General features: G+C 68.2%; 19 protein-coding genes. All 19 read left to right on the top strand.

Going from position 1 to position 22,192, the window contains the following annotated elements:
• The first annotated feature begins 195 nt into the window (after positions 1 to 195).
• Positions 196 to 990, top strand: coding sequence for a 16S rRNA (adenine(1518)-N(6)/adenine(1519)-N(6))-dimethyltransferase RsmA (rsmA, locus tag E3T42_RS05035; RefSeq protein WP_241975858.1), 795 nt, complete (start codon positions 196 to 198; stop codon positions 988 to 990).
• Positions 991 to 1,034: 44 nt separating this feature from the next.
• A complete protein-coding gene (locus tag E3T42_RS05030) occupies positions 1,035 to 1,970 on the top strand; it encodes a 4-(cytidine 5'-diphospho)-2-C-methyl-D-erythritol kinase (protein ID WP_134367741.1) in 936 nt (311 codons plus the stop codon).
• 54 nt (positions 1,971 to 2,024) lie between these two features.
• A complete protein-coding gene (locus tag E3T42_RS05025; protein ID WP_134367743.1) occupies positions 2,025 to 3,830 on the top strand; it encodes an ABC-F family ATP-binding cassette domain-containing protein in 1,806 nt (601 codons plus the stop codon).
• A gap of 175 nt (positions 3,831 to 4,005) precedes the next feature.
• Positions 4,006 to 4,881: a MetQ/NlpA family ABC transporter substrate-binding protein gene (locus E3T42_RS05020; protein WP_134402592.1), complete on the top strand. Its 876-nt coding sequence runs from the start codon at positions 4,006 to 4,008 to the stop codon at positions 4,879 to 4,881.
• 151 nt (positions 4,882 to 5,032) lie between these two features.
• Positions 5,033 to 6,094, top strand: a complete 1,062-nt coding sequence (locus E3T42_RS05015; RefSeq protein ID WP_134367747.1) for a methionine ABC transporter ATP-binding protein — start codon at positions 5,033 to 5,035, stop codon at positions 6,092 to 6,094.
• A gap of 1 nt (position 6,095) precedes the next feature.
• Positions 6,096 to 6,755 carry a methionine ABC transporter permease gene (locus E3T42_RS05010; RefSeq protein ID WP_134367749.1) on the top strand — a complete coding sequence of 220 codons (660 nt, stop codon included), beginning with the start codon at positions 6,096 to 6,098 and terminating at the stop codon, positions 6,753 to 6,755.
• Between the two features lie 148 nt (positions 6,756 to 6,903).
• Positions 6,904 to 7,467, top strand: coding sequence for a hypothetical protein (locus E3T42_RS05005; RefSeq protein WP_134402591.1), 564 nt, complete (start codon positions 6,904 to 6,906; stop codon positions 7,465 to 7,467).
• Entirely contained in the window at positions 7,467 to 8,258 is a 792-nt protein-coding gene (locus E3T42_RS05000) for a lytic transglycosylase domain-containing protein (RefSeq protein WP_134402590.1), read from the top strand. Before E3T42_RS05005 ends, E3T42_RS05000 begins: the two co-directional genes overlap by 1 nt.
• 332 nt (positions 8,259 to 8,590) lie before the next feature.
• Positions 8,591 to 9,643: a phosphate ABC transporter permease subunit PstC gene (gene pstC / locus E3T42_RS04995; protein ID WP_134367755.1), complete on the top strand. Its 1,053-nt coding sequence runs from the start codon at positions 8,591 to 8,593 to the stop codon at positions 9,641 to 9,643.
• The gene (pstA, locus tag E3T42_RS04990; RefSeq protein WP_241975849.1) at positions 9,643 to 10,944 is read left to right on the top strand and encodes a phosphate ABC transporter permease PstA; all 1,302 of its coding nucleotides are present in this window, start codon (positions 9,643 to 9,645) and stop codon (positions 10,942 to 10,944) included. Before pstC ends, pstA begins: the two co-directional genes overlap by 1 nt.
• A complete protein-coding gene (gene pstS, locus E3T42_RS04985; RefSeq protein ID WP_241975848.1) occupies positions 10,941 to 12,590 on the top strand; it encodes a phosphate ABC transporter substrate-binding protein PstS in 1,650 nt (549 codons plus the stop codon). Before pstA ends, pstS begins: the two co-directional genes overlap by 4 nt.
• Complete coding sequence (locus tag E3T42_RS04980; RefSeq protein WP_134402589.1) at positions 12,587 to 15,259, top strand: hypothetical protein; 2,673 nt, start codon at positions 12,587 to 12,589, stop codon at positions 15,257 to 15,259. Before pstS ends, E3T42_RS04980 begins: the two co-directional genes overlap by 4 nt.
• A gap of 109 nt (positions 15,260 to 15,368) precedes the next feature.
• Complete coding sequence (locus E3T42_RS04975; protein WP_134366602.1) at positions 15,369 to 16,460, top strand: hypothetical protein; 1,092 nt, start codon at positions 15,369 to 15,371, stop codon at positions 16,458 to 16,460.
• Between the two features lie 31 nt (positions 16,461 to 16,491).
• Positions 16,492 to 17,397 carry a hypothetical protein gene (locus E3T42_RS04970; protein ID WP_134402588.1) on the top strand — a complete coding sequence of 302 codons (906 nt, stop codon included), beginning with the start codon at positions 16,492 to 16,494 and terminating at the stop codon, positions 17,395 to 17,397.
• A gap of 194 nt (positions 17,398 to 17,591) precedes the next feature.
• Positions 17,592 to 18,152, top strand: coding sequence for a hypothetical protein (locus tag E3T42_RS04965; protein WP_134366604.1), 561 nt, complete (start codon positions 17,592 to 17,594; stop codon positions 18,150 to 18,152).
• The gene (locus E3T42_RS04960) at positions 18,149 to 19,081 is read left to right on the top strand and encodes a sortase (RefSeq protein WP_241975847.1); all 933 of its coding nucleotides are present in this window, start codon (positions 18,149 to 18,151) and stop codon (positions 19,079 to 19,081) included. The genes E3T42_RS04965 and E3T42_RS04960 overlap by 4 nt, the downstream gene beginning before the upstream one ends.
• 233 nt (positions 19,082 to 19,314) lie before the next feature.
• Positions 19,315 to 20,088: a phosphate ABC transporter ATP-binding protein gene (locus tag E3T42_RS04955; RefSeq protein ID WP_198416034.1), complete on the top strand. Its 774-nt coding sequence runs from the start codon at positions 19,315 to 19,317 to the stop codon at positions 20,086 to 20,088.
• A gap of 38 nt (positions 20,089 to 20,126) precedes the next feature.
• Positions 20,127 to 21,662, top strand: coding sequence for a CYTH and CHAD domain-containing protein (locus tag E3T42_RS04950; RefSeq protein ID WP_134366605.1), 1,536 nt, complete (start codon positions 20,127 to 20,129; stop codon positions 21,660 to 21,662).
• Positions 21,663 to 21,769: 107 nt separating this feature from the next.
• A partial coding sequence (locus E3T42_RS04945; RefSeq protein WP_134402587.1) for a DUF222 domain-containing protein occupies positions 21,770 to 22,192 on the top strand: 423 nt, incomplete at its 3' end.

Below are 22,192 nucleotides of genomic sequence, written 5' to 3'. Positions count from 1 at the left end.
ATCTCCGAGGGCGAACCTGCCCGCGGCCGGCACGTGGCTCCGGTCGACGAGACCGCCGGCGACGACGCACCGAGCGCCGAGGATCCATCGACCGAGCTGTCGAACGAGCCATCGACCGAGCTGTCGACCGCGACGCCCGCCGCACCCGCCGGCCGCTCGCTGCTCGGTCCCGCCGAGATCCGCGATCTGGCCGAGATGCTGGGCGTCAACCCCACCAAAAAGCTCGGCCAGAACTTCGTCATCGACGGCAACACGGTGCGCCGCATCGTCAAGGTCGCCACGATCACCCCCGCCGACACCGTGGTCGAGGTCGGGCCGGGCCTCGGCTCCCTCACCCTCGGCCTGCTCGAGACCGGTGCTCGCGTCGTGGCCGTCGAGATCGACGACCGGCTCGCCGAACAGCTTCCGATCACGGTCGAACTCATGCACCCGGGCGCGCCGCTCACCGTCATCCGTGCCGATGCGCTGAAGATCACCGAGATCCCGGGCGAACCGTCCCGCCTCGTGGCCAACCTGCCGTACAACGTGTCGGTGCCCGTGCTGCTGCACCTGCTCGAACACTTCGAGTCGATCCGCGCCGGCGTGGTGATGGTGCAGGCCGAGGTCGGCGAGCGCCTCGCCGCGCCGCCCGGCTCCAAGGTCTACGGCAGCCCGAGCGTCAAGGCCGCCTGGTACGGCCAGTTCCGCACCGCCGGCAAGGTGAGCCGGCAGGTGTTCTGGCCGGTGCCGAACGTGGACTCGATCCTGATCGCGTTCGAGCGCCGGGCCGAACCGCTCGCGTCGGAGGAGTTGCGGTTGAACACGTTCGCCCTCGTCGACGGCGCCTTCCAGCAGCGTCGCAAGATGCTGCGCCAGTCGCTGTCCTCCGTTCTCGGCGACTCCGCCACCGCCAGCGAGATCCTGACGAAGGCCGGGATCGACCCGACCGAACGCGGCGAGCAGCTCACCGTGGACGACTTCCTCGCCATCGCCCGCGCCTGGGACCACTGACCCGCGGGGCAGTAGAGCCGGTGGGGCTGGGCTAGGTTAGTCACATGACCAACGCGGCCGCTTCCCCAGTGGTGCACGCGAGGGCACCGGGCAAGATCAACGTCTTCCTCAAAGTCGGCGCCGTGCTCGAAGACGGATACCACGAGGTCGCGACGGCCTATCAGGCGGTGTCGCTGAGCGAGGATGTGCGCGCCTACCCGGCCGACGATTTCTCGGTCACGTTCGGCGGCTCCATCGACACCTCCGGACTGGCCGTCGACGGCAGCAACCTGGCCATCCGGGCCGCTCAGGCGCTGGCCCGCAAGTCCGGCTTCCGCGGCGGCGTGCGCCTGGAGATCGAGAAGAACGTGCCCATCGCCGGCGGAATGGGCGGCGGGTCCGCGGATGCCGCGGCGACTCTCCTGGCCTGCGACACCCTCTGGGGAACCGAAGCCACCCGCGACGACCTGCTCGCCATCGCCGCGACCCTGGGCGCCGACGTCCCGTTCGCGTTCACCGGCGGCACCGCGATCGGCACCGGCCGCGGCGACCAGCTCAGCCCGGCCCTCGCAAAGGGACAGTTCCATTGGGTGTTCGCCCTGGCGGACTTCGGCCTGTCCACGCCGGCTGTCTACAACGAACTGGACCGCCACCGCGAGCGTCACGCCCAGGACATCTTCCCGGCCCAGATCCAGCCCACCGTGGATGCGAACGTGCTGCAGGCGCTGCGCGCCGGCGACCCGCGGATGCTGGCGGAGGCCCTGCACAACGACCTCCAGGCGCCCGCGCTGCACCTGGCCCCCGGCCTCGGCAAGGTGCTCGAACTCGGCGAAGAGAACGGGGCGCTCGCCGGCATCCTCTCCGGCTCCGGTCCGACCGTCGCGTTCCTGGTCGCCGATGCCGACAACGCCCTCGAACTGCAGGTCGCGCTCAGCGCCTCCCGGCTGCGCGTGGTGCGGGCCACCGGCCCGGTGCACGGTGCCCGGGTCATCCACGACTAGCCCCGAACAGAAGGCGCGCGGGGCTCTCAGGCGGGGCGGGTAAACTAGGACCCTATGGCACATTTGCTCGGGGCCGAGTCCCTGCACCTTGAATTTCCCACCCGCGTCATCTTCGACAGCGTCACCGCCGGCTTGAACGAAGGCGACCGCATCGGCGTCGTCGGCCGCAACGGCGACGGCAAGTCCACCCTCATGCGCCTGCTGGCCGGGCGGATGGAGCCCGACGAGGGCCGCGTCACCCGCCGCCGCGGAGTCACGATCGGCATGCTCGACCAGTCCGACGACCTGGCCTCGGGCCAGACCGTCGGCCACACCATCGTCGGCGGCATCGACGAGCACATCTGGGCCGGCGACGCCAAGGTGCGCGACGTCATCGGGGGTCTCGTGCGGGACATCCCCTGGGACGCCCTCGTCGACGACCTCTCCGGTGGCCAGCGCCGCCGGGTGGCCCTCGCCGCCGTGCTGATCGGCGACCACGACGTCATCTTCCTCGACGAGCCCACCAACCACCTCGACGTGGAGGGCATCTCCTGGCTGGCCGGCCACCTCAAGACCCGCTGGGCCCCCAACTCCGGCGGCCTCGTGGTCGTCACTCACGACCGGTGGTTCCTGGACGAGGTCTGCAACATGACCTGGGAGGTGCACGACCGCCTGATCGAGCCCTTCGAGGGCGGCTACGCCGCGTACATCCTGCAGCGCGTCGAGCGGGACCGGATGAGCTCCGTGGTTGAAGCCAAGCGCCAGAACCTGATGAAGAAGGAACTGGCCTGGCTGCGCCGCGGAGCACCGGCCCGCACCGCCAAGCCCAAGTTCCGCATCGACGCCGCCAACGTGCTGATCGAGAACGAGCCGCCGCCCCGCGACACCGTCTCGATGCAGTCGATGGCCATGCAGCGCCTCGGCAAGGATGTCGTCGACCTGATCGACATCTCGGTGAAGTTCGGCGACAAGACCGTGCTGAACGACATCACCTGGCGGATCGCGCCCGGAGAGCGTACCGGCATCATGGGCGTCAACGGAGCCGGCAAGAGCACCCTGCTGAACCTGGTCGCCGGATCGCTTCAGCCCACCAGCGGGCACGTCAAGCGCGGCAAGACCATCAAGGTCGCCGTGCTCACCCAGCAGCTGTTCGAACTGGACGGCATCCAGAACGACCGCGTCAGCGAGGTCATCGGCCGCCAGAAGACGTCGTACATCGCCGGCGGCAAGGAAATCACCCCCGGCCAGATGCTCGAGCGGATGGGCTTCATGAGCGCGCAGCTGACCACCCAGGTCAAGGACCTCTCCGGCGGGCAGAAGCGGCGCCTGCAGCTTTTGCTGATCGTGCTCGACGAGCCGAACGTGCTGATCCTCGACGAGCCCACCAACGACCTGGACACCGACATGCTCGCGGCCATGGAGGACCTGCTCGACTCCTTCCCCGGCACACTGCTGGTCGTCTCGCACGACCGGTACCTGATCGAGCGCGTGACCGACAACCAGTACGCGGTCACCGAAGGCGCCTTCCGTCACCTTCCCGGCGGCGTGGACCAGTACCTCGAGATGCGCAAGAACCAGATCAACGGGAACGACAAGCCGGCCGCGGCGAACGAGTCGAACACGTCGGGCGGCAAGGCATCACGCAAGCTCGCCATCGGCGGCGCCGATCTGCGCAACGCCCAGAAGGAGCTCGCGTCGATCGACCGCAAGGTCGCCAAGCAGAACGCCCGGATCATCGCCCTGCACGAGAGCCTGGCCGTGCACGACCAGTCCGACTACGACGGTCTGGGCGCGCTGAGCACCGAACTGCAGGGGCTCGAGTCCGCCATCGCCGGTTTCGAAACCCGCTGGATCGAACTGTCCGAGCTGATCGAGGGCTAGGGTCGCAGATGCTGTGACCTCGTGTGACGTACGGGCGCACGAGGCGCAGCATCCGCCGATAACCTAGGGGTGTGCCTGGCGCTGCAGCGGCACAGACTCCCACCCTTCTCGTCTGGCGTGGTTCCTCTGTGCCCGAGCATTGCGCCGGCACCCACAGCCAAAGGGGAAACACATCGTGAAGAAGAGACTTCTCGCCGCGCTCGCGGTCGTACCACTGATCGCACTGCTGGCCGGTTGCGCCGCGGGATCCACCGAGTCAGACAAGACCGTCAAGATCGGCGTCGTCGGCGCCAGCGACCCGTACTGGGCCGTCTACGAAAAGGCCGCAGCGGATGCCGGCATCACGGTTGACATCGTCGACTTCGCCGAGTTCGGGCAGCCGAATCCGGCCCTCTCCGCGGGCGAACTGGACCTCAACCAGTTCCAGCACATCGTCTACCTCGCCGAGTACAACGTCGCGAGCAAGGCAGACCTGGTGCCGGTCGGCGCCACCGCGATCTACCCCCTCGCCCTCTACTCGACCCGGTACGGCAAGGTCAGCGAGATCAAGAAGGGCGACACCATCGCGGTGCCGAACGACGTCAGCAACCTGGCCCGCGCCCTGCTCGTGCTGCAGTCGGCGAAGCTGATCACGCTGAAAGACGGCGGGACCATCTACTCCACCCTCGCCGACATCGACAAGGACAAGTCCAAGGTCACCGTGACCGCACTCGAGGCGTCGCTCACCGCCACCTCGCTGCCCGACGTCGCCGGGGCGATCATCAACAACGACTTCGTCGAAAAGGCCGGCCTCAAGGTCGAAGACGCCCTCGCCCAGGACGACCCCAGCGACCCCAACGCGCTGCCGTACGTGAACATCTTCGCCGCCCGGGCCGAGGACAAGGACAACGCCACCTTCAAGAAGCTGGTCGACATCTACCAGACCACGAAGGCCGTGCAGGACGGCGTGCTCGAGGTCTCCGGCGGCTCGGCCGAACTCGTCACCACCCCCGTCGCCGATCTCGAAACCGCGCTCGCCAAGGTCGAGAAGGACACCAGGGCAAAGAAGTAGCCCCACCCGTCCCGCCCCGGGTCCGTTCGTGTGTGCCCGTTCCGGTCGAGTGTGCCCGTTCCAACGGTCGCGCTCGACCGGAACGGACACAGTCGCAGTCGCGGCCCGGCACCCCGCACCATGCCAGTCAGTCAGTCAGTAAGGACGTTCCATGCCTGCCCCCAGCCCCGTTGTCGAATTGCGTGACGTGAGCAAGGTGTACCCGGCCACGGCCAAGGGCGGCACGGATGTCGTCGCCATCGACAAGGTCAGCCTCACGATCGACGCCGGCGACGTCTACGGCATCATCGGTTACTCCGGGGCAGGCAAGAGCACCCTGGTCCGGCTCGTGAACGCCCTCGAACGGTCCACCTCGGGCGAGATCCTCATCAACGGGCAGGACATCGCCCGCCTGCCCGAACGGGAGCTGCGCCCGGTGCGGCTGGGGATCGGCATGATCTTCCAACAGTTCAACCTGCTCGGCTCGCGCACCGTCGCGGGCAACGTCGGCTACCCGTTGGAGGTGGCCGGGCAGACCAAGCCGGCGCGCCGGGCCAGGGTCGCCGAGATGCTCGACTTCGTCGGGCTCAGCGACAAGGCCCGCGCCTACCCCGACCAGCTCTCCGGCGGCCAGAAACAGCGCGTGGGCATCGCCCGGGCCCTGGCCAGCCAGCCGGGCATCCTGCTCGCCGACGAGGCCACCAGCGCGCTCGACCCGGAGACCACCCATGAGGTGCTCGACCTGCTCGCTCGGGTCAACAAGGAATTCGGGGTCACCATCATCGTGATCACCCACGAGATGGACGTCATCCAGACCATCGCGACCAAGGTCGCCGTGATGGACCAGGGCCGGGTGATCGAACGCGGCGACGTGTTCGACGTGTTCTCGAACCCGCAGCAGCCGGCATCCGCCCGGTTCGTGTCGACCGTCGTCAAGGGACTGCCGTCTCCGGCCGAGCTCGCCGTGCTGCGCGGCCGGCACACCGGGCGCCTCGTCACGCTCGCGTTCCGGGACAGCAGCGTCGACCAGGCCCGCGTCTTCGGCGAGTTCGCCGCCGCCGGCGTCACCTTCGAAGTCGTCTACGGCGGCATCAACGAGATCCAGGGCCGCTCGTTCGGCCACCTGACGCTCGCCCTGGCCGCGCCGGGGGCGCAGGATGCCACGGGCGACGCGGCCATCGACGCCGCCCTCGACCGAGTCCGAACGCACACGACCGTGACGGAGGTGCGCTGAGATGGACAGCCTGATGACCCTGCTGCCCGAACTCTGGATCGCCGCGGGGGAGACCCTCTACATCGTCGGCCTGACCCTCTTCTTCGGCGGGATCGGTGGCCTCCTCGTCGGGCTGGGCTTGTACCTCACCCGGGCCGGCAGCATCCTCGCCAACCGTCCGGTGTTCGTGGTGCTCAACCTGCTGGTGAACATCGTGCGGCCGATCCCGTTCATCATCTTCCTCGCCGCCGCCCAGCCGCTCGCCCGGGTCGTCGTGGGCACCGGCATCGGCAACGCCGCGATCATCTTCACCATCTCGCTCGCGGCATCCTTCGCTATGGGGCGCATCGTCGAACAGAACCTGCTCACCGTGACGCCCGGCGTGATCGAGGCGGCGCGCAGCGTGGGCGCCGGTCCGGCCCGGATCATCTTCACCGTGCTGCTGCCCGAGGCGCTCGGCCCGCTCATCCTCGGCTATACCTTCATCTTCGTCGCGCTGGTGGACATGTCGGCCGTGGCCGGTTACGTCGGCGGGGGCGGGCTTGGAAACTTCGCGCTGCTCTACGGTTACCGCCAGTTCAACCCGGTCGTCACGTGGGCGGCCGTGCTGCTGATCATCGTGTTCGTGCAGCTGGTGCAGTTCTTCGGAAACTGGTTGGCCCGGAAGGCATTCCGCCGCTAGCCCGACCCGCCCGGTCACCCCGCGTACACGTCTCCTTCACCCGGGCGCAAGGTCTCGGCCACCCGTGGCCACGAACGTTCTCGCTGAGGAAGATCGTCACACCGACGGTGCGTCCCGGTCATGGATGGTTCGGGGGGTGGGGGTAAGCGTGTCAGCGAGCCCGATCTTCGTCTTTTCGGCGTTCCGCTCATTCAGCGACCCGCGCTTACAGGGCTGGGTCGCCCTGCGGGAGCACCTCCGGGCCGGTGCCGAACTCGCCGACGCGCGCGAGGCGACCATGCAGCCCCGCCTGCCACGCGCGGCTGGGGCTGCCGCCAGCGCTGCGCTGGCGGGGGAATCCGGCATCTGGCGCCTGCTCGCTCCGAACAACCGCGAACTCGGTCGCAGTTCTTCCGTCTACGGATCGTTCACGGCGGCACGCACCCATGTGCTTGCCCTGCAGGCCGTCGTCGAGGACATGGTCGTGACGTGTGTGACGGGGCCGTCCTCAGGCACTCACGGCTGGTTCGTGACCGTCGGCGATGTTCCCGTGATGACCAGCGGACGCTGGTACGGTGCCGCCTCGTCGAGCCGCGAGGCGTGCAACGGGGCACTGGGGGCGTTCCCGGCGGCGATAGTCACCGAAGACCCTCGGCCCAGCGCCGACCCGGGCGTGCGGTTGACCCGGGGGAGAGGCCGCGCGGCGGACGCCGGGACGAGCGCGTCGTGGTGATGCGGGGGCTGGGAGGCTGGTGGCTCTTCGTCGCCTTCCTGGCGCTGGCCGGTTGGCTGGTGTTCGGGTGGCTGGCGCACGGCCACGCGCCGGTGCCGGCCCGTGCAGCTCCCTCTCTGCGCCTCGAGGCTGCCGCCGGGGACACCGTGGCTCCCGCCGCCCCCACCCAGCCACCCCTGGCCGGGAGCGCCACTGCAGCATCCGTCGTCGCGTCCGTGTCAACGGATGATGCGTCACTCGTCTCGGTGCCGTGGGCGCAGGCCACGTCAGAGGCCACCGGCATCGGCTACCGCGCGTTGCTGGGTTACGCGGGCGCCTCGCTCGCGATGGCGAGTCGGCAGCCCTCCTGCCACCTGGGCTGGACCACCCTCGCTGCCCTCGGTGCCGTCGAGTCCGGCCACGGCACCCACGCCGGGTCATCCGTCGACGCGGACGGAGTGGTGCGGCCAGGCATCTACGGTCCGCTTCTGGACGGCACCGCCCTGGACGCGTTCGCCGATACCGATGGCGGCCGGTGGGACGGGAACGCCCAGTGGGACAGGGCCGTCGGCCCGCTGCAGTTCATTCCCAGCACCTGGCAGCGGTGGGGCGCCGACGGCAACGGCGATGGCATCAACGACCCCCAGCAGGTCGACGATGCGGCCCTGGCCACGGGGCTCTACCTTTGCTACTCCGGCGATCTGTCGGCCGCCGGGACCTGGCAGTCCGCAATCTTTTCGTACAACCACCTGGAGTCATATGTCGACGCCGTGGCCGGCCGGGCAAACGCGTATGCGGCCCAGGTGGACTGAGCGTGGGGGACGATGGGGCGGCGGGGCTGATCTCGGGCCGCTTCCGGCTGAATGAGCTCCTCGGCACGGGCGGCTCGGCTTCGGTCTTCTCCGCCGTGGACGTGACGCGGGGCTCGGTTGTGGCGCCGACACCGCCGCCGACGCCTGCACCGAGCCCGGCACCTGCTGCCACCTGACCCCCGAACAGCCGCCACGGCCAAACCGACACGTCGCGTCCACATCTCGATTCGCAAACGTTGGCCCAGTGTTCACCTGGGGTCCCAAGCATGTGATTCGGAAGCGTGACTCCCGCGCACTTCCGCCCTTCCCGAGCCAGTTCCCCTAGGACAAAAATGACTCTTGCGAGCCTCGTCGCCGCGCTGAACGAGCCGCCCGATACCGGTGCGCCCGTTCTGGACCCGGCCAGCCCGGACTCCTCACCGCGCCGGCTCCTGGTCTCACGTCCCTCCCGTTCCGACTCGCTCTTCCGTTCGGTGGCGTTCAGCGCCGGCGGCATCACCGTGGCGATCATGCTGGCCGTGGGCGTCTTCCTGTCGATCCGGGCCTCCGACGCTCTCGGCGTGGCCGGAGTGAACTTCCTCTTCGAACAGGACTGGTCTCCTGAGTCCAAGAAGTTCGGTATTGCTTCCGTTCTCTTCGGCACAATCACGATCGCCGTGATCGCCATGTGCGTTGCCGTCCCGCTGGCGCTCGGAACGGCGCTCCTAATCTCCGAGATCGCCCAAGGGCTTATGAAGAGCACCCTGGTCACCCTGGTCGACCTGATGGCCGCCGTGCCCAGCGTCGTCTTCGGCCTCTGGGGTGTCTTCTTCCTGCAGGCCAACGTGATCCCGGTCGCAACCTGGATCTCCCTGTATTTCGGTTGGATCCCGCTGTTCCGGGTCGCGGATGCCAGTGGGCACGCGCTCACGGAGGCTAGCGCGTTCACCTCCTCGGCCTTCATCGCCGGCATCGTGGTCGGCTTGATGGTGGTTCCGACCCAGACGTCGGTCATGCGCGAGGCCTTCTCTCAGGCGCCGATCGGCGAGCGCGAGGCCGCCTTCGCGCTCGGCTCGACCCGCTGGGGGATGATCCGTAGCGTCGTGCTGCCCTTCGGTCGCGGCGGCATCATCGGCGGCACCATGCTCGGCCTCGGCCGCGCACTCGGCGAAACCATCGCCGTGTACATGATCATCTCGCCCATTTTCACGATCAACTGGCAGGTGCTCAAAACCGGCACCAACTCCGTCTCCGCCCTGATCGCGCTGCGGTACGGCGAGTCGAGTTCGTTCGGCCTCTCGGCACTCATGGCCGCAGGCCTCGTGCTCTTCCTGATCACCCTGATCATCAACTTCACCGCGTCGTCCATCGTCGCGCGGTCCCGTTCCGGGGCAGAGAGCGACTGATGACAATCACGCAGGCAACGACCATCACGCCCGCCGCGACCAGGTCGTACGCGATGTCCGGCCGTCCCGCTACGACGATCCCGGCTCCGGAGGGCGCCCCGATCGGGCCGCGTCGCCGGGTGCGGGGCGCCCGGCTCGACGATCGGTTCAACGTTATCGGCGCCGCCGCCGCCGGGGTCGCCGTCGCGGTGCTCCTCTTCGGCTGGGTCAGTCCGCTTTCCGGCGGTGTGGGCTGGGTGCTCGTGGCATACCTGGCGTTCCTGGGCTTCTACGCCCTGCTCGTGAGCTTCACGAGCGACGCACAGGAGGTCAAGGACCGGCTGATGTCCGTGCTCCTCTCCAGCGCCGGCGTGCTGCTCTTCGGCGCCCTGGTCTTCGTGGTGGCGTTCACTTTGGTGCGCGGGCAGGAAGCCCTGCCTCATCCCAACTTCTTCACCCAGAGCATGGAACTGGCCGGACCCCTCGACGGCCTCGACATGGGCGGCATCGTGCACGCGATCCTGGGCACGCTGATGCAGATCTCGATGGCGCTGGCGATCACCATTCCTCTCGGCATCACGACCGCACTGTTCCTGAACGAGGTCGGCGGCCGGTTCGCGCGGTTCGTGCGCACCATCTCGGATGCGATGACCGCGCTGCCGTCCATCGTGGCCGGCCTGTTCGTCTACTCGGCGATCATCGTGCTGATCACGCACCAGAGGTCAGGCTTCGCCGCGGCCATGGCCATCACAGTCATGATGCTCCCGATCGTCATCCGCGCCTCGGACATCGTGTTGCGCCTGGTTGCCGGCAACCTGCGGGAGGCCGCCTACGCCCTGGGGTCCACCCGCTGGGCCACGATCTGGCATGTCGTGTTGCCCACGGCGCGCCCAGGCCTGGCGACGGCCGTGATCCTGGGCACCGCACGCGGCATCGGCGAGACCAGTCCAGTGCTGCTCACCTCCGGCGTCACAGCGGTGACCAACCTGAACCCGTTCGCCGGCCCGATGATCTCCCTCCCGCTGCAGGTCTTCGACTTCGTCAAATCGCCCGAGCCCACCATGATCGCCCGCGGGTTCGGCACGGCCGCCGTCTTGATCCTGCTGGTACTCACGCTCTTCGCCCTTGCCCGGGTTGTCGGAGGCAAGGGTCCCGGCCAGCTTTCCCCACGCCACGAACAGCGCGTCCTGTTGGCCTCCGGGCGCGACCTGCAGCGGATGAACGTGCGGAATGACCTCGCCGCCGGGGATCCGAGTCCCCGTCCAGAATCCCTCCCGACCAGTTCACCCACCGACCTGACCACGAAGGAGACGTCCTCGTGACGCCGCACACCCGACGGATTCGTTCCATCCGAACCCTATTCGCCCTGCTCGTTGTTGGTCTAAGCGTCTCCACAACGGTGCCGGCGCAGGCCCTGAGCTATGACCCGATCACCGGCACCGGTTCGACGTGGTCTCAGAACGCTCTCGATCAGTGGCGCAAGAACGTAGCCACGAACTACGCGATGACCGTGAACTACTCCGGTGTCGGTTCGTCAGCGGGGCGCCGGGACTTCGTCGCGGGCAGCGTGGACTTCGCGGTCAGCGAGATCCCGTTCCAGACCGCCCCGGAGGACGGTTCGGCCCCAGAGGTGCCCGCTCGCGGGTACGCCTATATGCCCATCGTGGCCGGTGGTACCGCCTTCATGTACAACCTGAAAATCGGCGGCAAACGAGTCACCAACCTACGGCTCAGCGGCGAGGTCATCACCAAGATCTTCACCGGGGTCATCACGAAGTGGAACGACCCGGCCATCGCGACCGACAACCCTGGGCTGGCCATGCCGGACAAGGGAATCGTCCCGGTCGTGCGCTCGGACGGTTCCGGCTCCACGGCGCAATTCACTCTCTGGATGTCCAAACAGCACCCGGCCCTCTGGAAAACGTTCTGCACCAAGGTCGGGCGCTCCGCTGACTGCGGCCTGACTTCACAGTTCCCCACCTTCGGCAGCGCCAAGGCACAGAGCGGATCCTCCGGCGTCGCCGGCTACGTGAGTCAGGACTACGGAGACGGCGCGATCACCTACGTCGAGTACTCGTATGCCAAGAACTCCGGTTTCCCGGTCGCCAAGGTGCTCAACGCGGCCGGCTACTACGTCGAACCCACGGCGAACTCGGTGGCTGTGGCGCTCCTGAAAGCCGCCATCAACACCACACCCGGACCGACCTACCTCACCCAGATTCTGGACGGCGTTTACAACAACGCCGACCCTCGCACCTACCCGCTCTCGAGTTACTCCTACATGATCGTGCCCACCGAGGTCGGCGGCGTCTTCACCGCGAAGAAGGGTTTGACCCTGGGCGCCTTCGCCAACTACATGCTCTGCGAGGGACAGCAGCAGGCCGCAGCCCTGGGCTACTCCCCGTTGCCGATGAACCTCGTGCTGGCCGGCTTCGACCAGATCAAGCGAGTCCCGGGCGCCGATGTCAGCGGCGTTGACATCAACAAGTGCCACAACCCGACGTTCAATGCCGGCGACTCTCCGTCGAGCAACCTGCTGGCCACCACCGCCCTCCAACCAGCCGCCTGCGACAAGGTCGGGGCCAACCAGTGCACCACCGGCACGGCCGGGGCGTTGGCCGACACTGCCGTGTCGGGCAGCGGCACGGGTGGTGGCGCGGCCGGCTCAGCCTCCGCGAAGACTGCAGCGGCGGCGACCGGAGGAACGGCGATAGCAGCCGTCGCCCTCGCCGATGCGGCCGCGCCCGTGTTCGACGAGAACGGCGCCCTCGTGTCAGCGGTCGGCACCGCTGCAACCGGCGTTGCCGGCACCGCAGTTGCCGCACCGTTCACCCTGGCCGAGACCGGCTGGGGCACTCAGCAGTCGGTCATGCTGCTCGCCGGCCTCCTGCTGCTGGCCGCCGCTGTGCTGCCGCCCGTGCTCGCCCGCCGGTTCACGCCCCGCGGCGCGAAAGCCGGCACCAAGTGAAGCGGCTCACGTTCGGCCCGAAAAACGCACTCTGGGCACGGGCCGGCGCCAGCGGAGTCGTGGTCGGCCTGATGGTGGGCGTCGGTGTCGCCGCGCTAGGCTCCCTCGCCCCCTCCGCGGCATCCGCTGACGCATCGACCGCTGTCACGGTCGCGTCGAGGGGCTTCGACCCCGATCTGGCAACCGCGCCCTTCCCTGATCTCAAGGTCACCGTCTCCCAGACCAAGGATCTCGTTTCCCAGGGCATCGTCGTGAACTGGAGCGGAGGAAAGAAATCCGTGCGACCAGATGGGAGCTCCGGAGGGGAGGACTTTCTCCAGATTGCGCAGTGCTGGGGAGACGACCCGACGGATTCCAGCCGTCCGGATCGCACGACGTGTCAATACGGAGGATTCCCCGGCAAGGTCGCGTCCACCCGCGACAACGCCGTGAGCCAGGAGAACGTGGCCACGCAGGACGCGCAGTACACGTCCCCGGCCAACGGATTCACGGTTCCCGCCTTCACCGCCATTCCCTACCGCGCATCAACGGGCGGGTCCATCGCCTCGGTGTTCGCGGACTCGGCCAACGTCCTCACGCATTACATCGTGGACCCCCTGACCGGCCTGGTGCAGAACGCCAATGGATCGCCGTCCGCGACCGGGGTGCCCCTGCCCGCCGGCGTGTCAGGCGTGGACCTGGCCACCAATGAGTTCTACACCCAGTACACGACGAATGAGGTGCCTTGGGCGGGCTCGAGCGACAGTGGCGACGGCTCCGTGAAATTCGAGGTGCAGACCGCCATGCAATCTCCGGGCCTCGGCTGCGGTATGCCCGTGACGGCCGCGAACGGCGCCGTCGCCGGCAAATCGTGCTGGCTCGTGGTCATCCCGCGCGGAAAAAACGACGCGGGGGAGTCCTACATCACCAAGTCCGGGCTGCTGTGGGATTCCTGGAAGCACAGCGTGGCCGTCAAGCTTGATTTCAAGCCCATCGGCCAACGCTGCTCCATCGGCTCGGCCGAGAAGCAGCTCTCCGGGAGCGAACTCGTCGCCGCGGCGATCGGGTCGTGGCAGCCCAACCTGTGCGCCGGTGCCTCCGGCTCCTCGTTCGTGCTCAGCACCGGCAACGAGGAAGAGGCGTTGGCCGCGGCAAGCCTGACGGCGCCGAGCCCGCTGGCCCTCACTTCGCGTCCGCTGCAAACCGCTGGGACGGATCCGGTCGCCTATGCGCCGATAGCCCTCAGCGGCGTCGCGGTTTCGTTCTCCATCGACCGCCGCGTGAAACCGGTGGGCGAAGTTCCTCAGGAATACAAGGACCGGAACACCGAGGCATTCACGTCACTGAACCTGACCCCGCGCCTGATCGCGAAGCTCCTCACGAACTCGTATCTGGACTCCCTGCCTTCCGGAGCGCCGACCACATCGGACTCCCTCAAATTCTTCGGCTACACCGACTCCGCACACCCGGGCTCGAACGCGCGCAACCTCACGGTCGACCCCGATTTCCTGGCGGTCAACGACGAGGAATGGAGGTACCAGGACCTGACCGGGCCGTCCCTGGGAGACATGCTCCTCCCTTCCGGACGATCCGACGAGGCCGAGCAACTGTGGCGGTACGTTCTCTCCGACCCGTCTGCCGTCGAATTCCTCAACGGAACGCCGGACGAGTGGGGGATGAAAGTCAACCCCTGGTCATCCACCGACGCCACCATCAACCCGTCGGGGACGGTCCTGGCCCTTCCGCGCACGAATTTTCCAAAGGCTGATCCGATGGAGCGGCCCGCCGCCGCTGTCGGCGCCGGCACAACGGCGGTGAACCTCGTCACCTGGCGCCCCTACACCAGTGACTTCGAGAACGGCGCGTATCTCACCCTGCGCGGCGACGGGCTGGAGCTCGGGGACTGGAACCCCACAAGCGTTCCGCCGAAGTTCGGCAAGAGCGTGCGAAGCCTGGTGGGCAACCAGCGCGTGCTGAGCGTCACCACCGCGGCCGCGGCCGCACGGTACCAGACGGTGACGGCGTCACTGCAGAACTCCGCGGGCAGCTTCGTGGCGCCGACGGCGGACTCCATGCTCGCGGCCTCCGCGGCGATGGTCCCCACCAGCGCCAACCCCAAGGTGCTCGAATATGACCCGGCGAACCCGAGCGCCAAGGCCGCGGCTACGGCGTACCCGATGACGATGCCGGTCTATGCCGCTCTGAATCCGCTGCAGACGGATGCCGCTCAGCGGGCGATCTACGCCAACCTGATCCGGTACGCGGTCGGGGCCGGCCAGATACCCGGCACGGAGATCGGGCAGCTGCCGCACGGCTACACCCCGCTCCCCAAGAGCTGGGTGGCCCAGGCGCTCGCCGCCGCGACCGTGATCGAGCAGGGCAGCAGCACGATCGTCCCAACGACCGTGCCGGAGACCGCCCCGGACGCCTACATCCCGACCCCGTCAAGCGACGGAACGGCCGCGTCCCAGGCCGAGGGCGCACTGGTGATGGCCGACGCCGCGGTCGACCCGGCTGGCGCGGGCGCCACGGACGCCGCGGGCACCGTCACCGGCCCCCTGGTGGCAAGGCCGACGCCCGCGGACCCGGTCGTCGGGCTGGTGCGCGCGGCGGTCCCGGCCGGGCTGCTCTCCGGCCTGCTCGCCGCCGGCGGCGTCCCCCTGATTTCGCGCGTTCGGAGACGATCCTGATGCGCGCCCGACTTGACGGTTCACACGGGGCTTCCGCCTCGAAGCGAAGCGCCGAGAAAGAGGGACCCGCCCGGGTTCGTCTCCTGCACCACACCCGAAAGGCACCCCAGTGAACACCAAGAAGATGATTGCGCTCTGCGCGACTGTCGGCGTGGCCATCTCCGGTCTTGTCATCGCGACCCCGGCCAACGCCGAGCCCGTCTCCAACAGCTACTCCATTGTCGGTTCCGACACCCTCGAGGACGTTGTCAGCGCCCTGGTCAACGGTTCCTCCCTCTCGGGAGCGTCCGTTCGGACGACGGCCAATGGGAACACCATCGGCTCCTTCGACGCGACCGGAACCCCCTACATCACGGCGAAAACCTCCGGCGTGCGTTTCGGCCGGCCGAATGGCTCGGGGGACGGCCGCACGGCCCTGCTCCGTTCCATTGACGGCGCCCCGTACACCTCCGGAACCGTCGGCGGGCCCGCGGGCGTCGTCATCACGGGCCAGGTCGACATCGCGCGTTCGTCCGGATCAGGCACTGTCGATCCGGCAGGCAGCCTGATTCAGGTGCCCTTCGGTCGAGACGCGATCGCCTACGCGTACGACAGCGGTTCGACGGCGGCCGGCATCAACACCATCGACACTGCGACCATGAAGAGCCTGTACACCTGCAGCGTCACCACTCTGGGCGGTGTCACGGTCACGCCCGTCATCCCGCAGGCCGGCTCCGGAACCCGCAAGGACTTCATGGCCAAGATCGGCGTCACGGACTCGACGCTGGGCTCCTGCGTCACCGTGGGTCAGGAGCATGACGCCTCCAACCTCGGCCTGAACGCCGTCATGCCCATGTCGGTGTCTCGCTGGGTCGCCATGAACACCGGGGCGAGCTTCCCCAAGAAAAAGGACACCACGGTTTTGGGCTCGCTTGTCGCCGGGGCCACCCCCGTCACGGGAACGGGTACCTCCATGGTTCCCAATGCGCCGTACTACGCCGACTCCCTGTGGGGACGCGACACGTACCTCGTCGTGCAGTACGCACGAGTCGACCCGTCGAACGCCGCGTACGACTCGACCCTGGCCGCAGTGCTCGATCCGACGAAGGGCCAGAGCCTGACCAACTCCCAGACGACTTTCGCCGCCAAGGCCGGTTCGCTGAAGAAGAAGTTCGGCATCCTGGCTCCCTCCACCACCACCGCCGTTCGCATCTCCAAGTGACCTACGTTCCAAGAACAGGACCTGTAACTACATGAAGCTCAATAAGAAGACGCGTTACGCCGCCGCCGGCGTCGTTTCCCTCGCCCTGGTTGCCGGGGCCTCGTCCGCGGCGAACGCCGCGCCGCAGATCAATGGTTCTGCCGCTCCCGTTTACATGTATGACACGAACGCGGCGCAGGTGCCGGATGGTCACGTCTGGGCATGGGATGACGAGCTCATCGGTTCGTCCACTCAGGGCGACATCAATGGCGAGTTCACTTGCCCGGCCGACAGCACGAACGTGTTCGCCTTCCTCGCCGCCCCCGGCACCGAGACGACTGTCCTCACTTGGAAGGCCTATGCGGGCCTCGGGTTCAATGGGGCCACGAAGAACGTGCTGAACCCCTTCCTCACACCGCTCTCACTCATCAACAACTCCCAGGGCGCGGCCAGGGCCGCCGGTGGTAACTACAGCCTCGGTCTCGCCTGCACGAAGTTTGACGGTGTCGCAGTGACAGCCGCTTTCTTCCGTTCGATCAGCGTCGTTCCGGTCACCGGCGCCTTCACGTTCCTGCCGCAGGCCGCTGTGGCGGCTCCGACGCCGACGCCCACTGCGACGCCGACTGCGACGCCGACTGCGACGCCGACTGCGACGCCGACTGCGACGCCGACTGCGACGCCGATAGCGACGCCGACGCCGACTGCGACGCCGAAGCCGACTGCGACGCCGACGCCGGGAGTGACGTCAGGCTCCTCGGACAGCTTCACGCCTGGCTCGTCGGGGACCCTGACGTCTGGCTCGTCGGATCGCCTTGGATCAACGACGAACCATGCTGACAAGGGGCTCGCGTCGACCGGAACGGCCAACACCCTGCCGTTCCTGGTCTCGGCCATGCTCGCCCTGGCGGCCGGAGCCGGCGTGATCATCGCGCGTCGTTTCCGCCGCGTAAAGAAGTAAACCGCACTCCGTACCACGGAAGGCCACGGGAACGAATGTCGTCCCGTGGCCTTCCGGCACGGGAGACGAGCGGGGACGGGAGCGTTTCCCCTTCGTTCGCCTCGCGTTCAGCACTCCGAAACCTCGAATGGACTAACTTGACTGTGCTCACATCCGCTGCCGCCCGCCGCCTACCGGCCGTGACCCTGACTGCAATGTCCTTGTTCCTCGGGCTGGCTTGGCTGGCCGTATTTCCGGCAAGCGCCCAAGCGGCCACGGATTCGCACGCGAGCAACAGCCACGACTTCCTCTACGTCAGCGGGCTCACCGTGCTCACCGAACCGACGATCGGGCCGGGCGGCGGGGACCTGGCCCTGGAGTTCACGATGAAGAACGTCAGCACTTCCCCGATCACCTCGAGCGTGCAGTTCCGGCTCGACAACGCGATCAACCAGCCCATCAAGACTCTCGACAAGGTCGAGGTCGCGAACCTCGCACCGGGGGAGACGCGCACCGTGACGGCGAACTTTAAAAGCGTCGGCCAGTGGACCTTCTATCGCGGCCATGTGACGATGACTCCGCCCGCGGACATTGACGGCACGGCCCTGTGGCCCTCGACCCGCGACTCGTTCACGCTCCTGCTGCCGTGGTTCCTCCTGGCGGTGCTCGTGCTCCTGGCCGCCCTCGTTCTGGCGGTGCGCCAGTTGCTTCGGCTGCGCCGGCTGGAACGACCGCTGCCCGGACTCGTACCCGGATACGGGACCGTCACATCGTGACGATCACCACAGCCCCCCGGCGGCTGAAGCTGCCAACGCCGCCGCGGCGGATGCCCCTGCCTCCACGCGCACCCGTGGTGTTGAGCGTCCGAGACCAGGCCGTTCGCACCGCGCTCACGATCGTTGCCGTGCTCATCTTCGGCTTTCTCGCCCACCTCACGATTTTCGGGCAGGTGCAGCACTTCGTGTCCCAGCAGCAGCTGACGAACTCCCTGCGGGCCGAACTCGCGCAGGGCACGGCGCCGGTCAGTGAGGGTACCGTGGACCGGGTTCTGCTGGCGGCGGGAGCCCCGGTGGCGCTGATCGACATCCCCGCGATCGGGGTGCACGAGGTGGTCGTCGAAGGAACCGACTCCGGCACCCTGCGGGCGGGACCGGGCCACCGCCGCGATACCGTACTGCCGGGCCAGGCGGGCTACAGCGTCATCATGGGCCGCGCAGCCGCCTATGGCGGACCTTTCGCCCGGTTGCAGGAGTTGCGACCGGGGCAGCAGTTCACGGTGATCACCGGCCAGGGCCGTCAGAAATTCTCCGTGCTCGGCGTTCGGTATGCGGGCGACCCGATGCCGGCTCCGCTCGGCGCGGGAAAGAGCCGCCTCGTCCTTGAGACGGCTCGCGGCCCGGCGTTTGTGCCGAGCGGGATCGCCCGGGTGGATGCTGAGCTCGTGTCGGAGACGAAACCCGCCGGCACGCGAGCGACCACGTTTGTGACCCTGCCTGCCGTCGACCGGGAGCTCGCCACCGACACCGAAACGGTCTGGGCGCTGGTGTTCGCCCTGCAGTTCCTGCTGCTGGTCGAGCTCGCCGCAGTGTGGGCCTACCGACGTGTCGGCCTCCGCAAGACCTGGACGGTTTTCCTTCCCGTCGTCACCGTGGGCGGCCTGTTCGTGGCCGACCAGGTGGTGCGCCTGCTTCCGAACCTGCTGTAGAAAAGATGGAGTCCATGAACGAGGAACTGACCAATGATGACCGCACGCAGGTGCTGCCGCTACCGACATCGCCACGGCAGCGGGACGGCCGGCTGCGCCCGCCGGCCCGCTCCGCCACCGACGCCGCGCCGACCGGGACGAGTCGCCTGTCCGTGCCGTGGCGTAAACGCCCGGCGGGCAAGGACCTGTCCCTGAACGCTTCCGGCCCTTCGGCCGTGCGGGATCCTGGCCCGTTGGCCACTCTGGAGGGCCGAAATGTGTCGGCCTGGTTCGGCGAACGCCAGGTGCTCGACCGGGTCAGCCTCACCATGCCCGCCGGAATCATCACCTCGCTGATCGGCCCCTCCGGCTGCGGCAAATCGACGTTCCTGCGCATCCTGAACCGTATGCACGAGCTGGTGCCCTCGGCGAGCCTGGCCGGCGAGGTGCTCCTCGACGGCGAGGACATCTACGACCCCGAACGCAAGCTGGTTGACGCCCGCAAGCACATCGGGATGGTGTTCCAGAAGCCCAACCCGTTCCCGGCAATGTCGATCTACGACAACGTCGTGGCCGGACTGACCCTCACCGGGCGGCGTGCCTCCGTTGACGAGAAGGACTTCCTCGTCGAGAGCTGCCTTACCAAAGCCGGCCTGTGGAAGGAGGTGCGCGACCGGCTGCGCGCCCCGGGCAGTGGCCTTTCGGGCGGGCAGCAGCAGCGCCTCTGCATTGCCCGCTCCCTCGCCGTCACCCCGCGGATCCTCCTGATGGACGAGCCATGCTCGGCCCTCGATCCCACCTCAACCCGCGTCATTGAGGAGACGATGCTCGAGCTGGCCCGCGAGGTCACCATCGTCATCGTGACCCACAACATGCAGCAGGCACAGCGGGTCTCCCAGAACTGCGCGTTTTTCCTCGCTGCCCAGGGGGCTCCCGGCGGGATCGTCGAGCACGGGCCCACCGACGCGATGTTTGGCAACCCGATCGACAGCCGCACGGCCGATTACGTCAACGGCCGGTTCGGGTAGTCCGGTATCAAGGCCCGGTGGGCGCACTAGAATTGATCATGACTTCCGATGGCTTTGCCGAGATCGAGCGCAAATTCGACGTCAATGCGGCCACCGTGCTGCCCGCCCTGCACGACCTCCCGGGCGTCACCCACGTCGAGCCGCCGGTCGAGCATGACCTCGACGCCCTGTACTACGACACCGACGACCTTGCCCTCGCGAACCGGCGGATGACGCTGCGCCGTCGCACCGGGGGAGACGACGCCGGCTGGCACCTCAAGTTGCCCGTGTCCGTCGACGAGCGCCGCGAAATGCGTGAGCCGCTGGGCAGCGACCCGGCGCAAATCCCGGAGCCTATTCTCAACCTGGTCAGGGTCTTCCTGCGTGGACGGGTGCTGGTGCCGGTGGTGCGCCTGCACACCCGCCGCGTCGTGCACCTCCTGGTCGGCAAGAACGAGCGGGTGCTCGCCGAGGTCTGTGACGACGAAGTGGAGGCCGAGCGGTTCGGCACCGGGGCCGGTGGTGCAGATGCGTTCCAGCAGAGCTGGCGCGAGTGGGAAGTCGAGCTCGTCAACGGCTCGAGGGCGCTGTTGGACGCAGCCCAGGAGCGGTTGTCTTCGGTCGGCGTCGAGCCGGCGACGAGCCCGTCCAAGCTCGCCCGGGCCCTGGGCGACCGGGCCCCCGTGCTCGGGGCGCCCGTCTCGTTCCGGCCGACCCGCAAGAGTTCGACCCGAACCGTGCTGCTCGCCTACCTGCACGAACAGGTCGAAGCCATCAGCGCGCAGGATGCTCGGGTGCGTGAGAACGACGTCGAGGCGGTGCACCGGATGCGGGTGGCCACCCGGCGCCTGCGCTCAGCCCTGGCCACCTACCGCGACTTCTTGGACACCGATGTCACGGCGCCGCTGCGCGTCGAACTGCGCTGGATCGCCGGGGTCCTCGGCGGGGCCAGGGACGCGCAGGTGATCCAGCAGCGCCTTGCGCACCGGCTGGCCGAGGAGCCGGAGAACCTCGTGGCCGGACCGGTGGTACAGCGCGTCGACGGCCACTTCGGCACGGTCATTCGTGCCGCCCGGGGCGATGCCCTGGCGGCGCTGAACTCCGACCGGTACTTCCGGCTGCTCGACAGCCTGGACGCGCTGCTGGCGTCACCGCCGCTGCTCCCGGACGCCGCTAAGCGCGCGGACCGGGTCATCCCCACGCTGATCCGGGCCGATTGGAAGAGGCTGCGGGCATCCGTGCGCACCGCTCGACTGACCCCCGCCGGTACCGCCCGGGACGCGGCGTTGCACGAGGCGCGGAAGCGGGCCAAGCGGCTGCGGTACGCGGCCGAGACGGCCGCCCCGCTGCGTCGCCGCCGCGCCACGCGGCTGGTGGCCGCCGCACGTCAGGTGCAGGACACGCTCGGCGACCACCAGGACAGCGTCGTCGCCCGCGGCGTGCTACTCAACCTCGGCATGGCCGCATTCCTGCACAGCGAGAACGCGTTCACCTATGGGCGGCTGCACGCCGTGGAACAGACCGGTGCCGCAGCGACCGAGGCGCGGTTCTTCCGTTCCTGGGCGGACTTCCCCTCCGCCTCCCTGAAAAAGTAGCCGGTCCCGGCGCGGATTCACTCCTCCACAATGCCTGTTTGATCAGGTTATCCACAGTGTGCACGGATGCCGGGGGAGTGTCGGTGGCCGCCTCTAGCGTGGTCCTCATGAAGCCGTCAGTGTTCGAAGAGCGAGAGGCCATGGGCCGGCATTTCGACGCGATCGCGGAGGCCGAGCGGGACATCGCCGTGGCCTTCGCCCGGCGGGCGGAACGGGTCGAGGATGCCCGCCGATTCGGGCAGGCCATCGCCCACCACAATGCCCGGGTGCCGGGTGCGCGGCGAGACGCACGTGAGGTCGCCGAACGGGAGTTCTCGAGCGAGCTGGCCTGCACGATCCGGGTGCCGCAGCGCACCGCGGAGAACCTGGTCGCCGAGAGCCGGGCCCTGGCCCAGGAACTCCCGGCGACCCGGGCGGCGCTGGCGGCGGGCGAGATCAGCTATCGGCACGCGCAGGTGGTGGTCAATCAGGCCTGGTCTGTGCCCGCGGAAGGGCGGGTGAAATTCGAAGCGGCCGTGTTGAAATCGGCG

Origin of the sequence: Cryobacterium sp. TMT4-10, assembly GCF_004403275.1 — a bacterium.
In the GTDB taxonomy this organism is placed as follows: domain Bacteria; phylum Actinomycetota; class Actinomycetes; order Actinomycetales; family Microbacteriaceae; genus Cryobacterium; species Cryobacterium shii.
The sequence above is the reverse complement of the archived record's forward strand: the minus strand, read 5'-3'. Positions and strand labels throughout refer to the sequence as shown.

Coding starts and splice junctions, on each gene's coding strand:
- E3T42_RS05015 (WP_134367747.1), top strand. CDS start 5,033: ATGCCTGCCCCCAGCCCCGTTGTCGAATTGCGTGACGTGAGCAAGGTG.
- E3T42_RS04970 (WP_134402588.1), top strand. CDS start 16,492: ATGAAGCTCAATAAGAAGACGCGTTACGCCGCCGCCGGCGTCGTTTCC.
- pstA (WP_241975849.1), top strand. CDS start 9,643: ATGACAATCACGCAGGCAACGACCATCACGCCCGCCGCGACCAGGTCG.
- pstC (WP_134367755.1), top strand. CDS start 8,591: ATGACTCTTGCGAGCCTCGTCGCCGCGCTGAACGAGCCGCCCGATACC.
- E3T42_RS05030 (WP_134367741.1), top strand. CDS start 1,035: ATGACCAACGCGGCCGCTTCCCCAGTGGTGCACGCGAGGGCACCGGGC.
- E3T42_RS05000 (WP_134402590.1), top strand. CDS start 7,467: ATGCGGGGGCTGGGAGGCTGGTGGCTCTTCGTCGCCTTCCTGGCGCTG.
- E3T42_RS04965 (WP_134366604.1), top strand. CDS start 17,592: ATGTCCTTGTTCCTCGGGCTGGCTTGGCTGGCCGTATTTCCGGCAAGC.
- rsmA (WP_241975858.1), top strand. CDS start 196: ATGCTGGGCGTCAACCCCACCAAAAAGCTCGGCCAGAACTTCGTCATC.
- E3T42_RS05010 (WP_134367749.1), top strand. CDS start 6,096: ATGGACAGCCTGATGACCCTGCTGCCCGAACTCTGGATCGCCGCGGGG.
- E3T42_RS05025 (WP_134367743.1), top strand. CDS start 2,025: ATGGCACATTTGCTCGGGGCCGAGTCCCTGCACCTTGAATTTCCCACC.
- E3T42_RS04950 (WP_134366605.1), top strand. CDS start 20,127: ATGACTTCCGATGGCTTTGCCGAGATCGAGCGCAAATTCGACGTCAAT.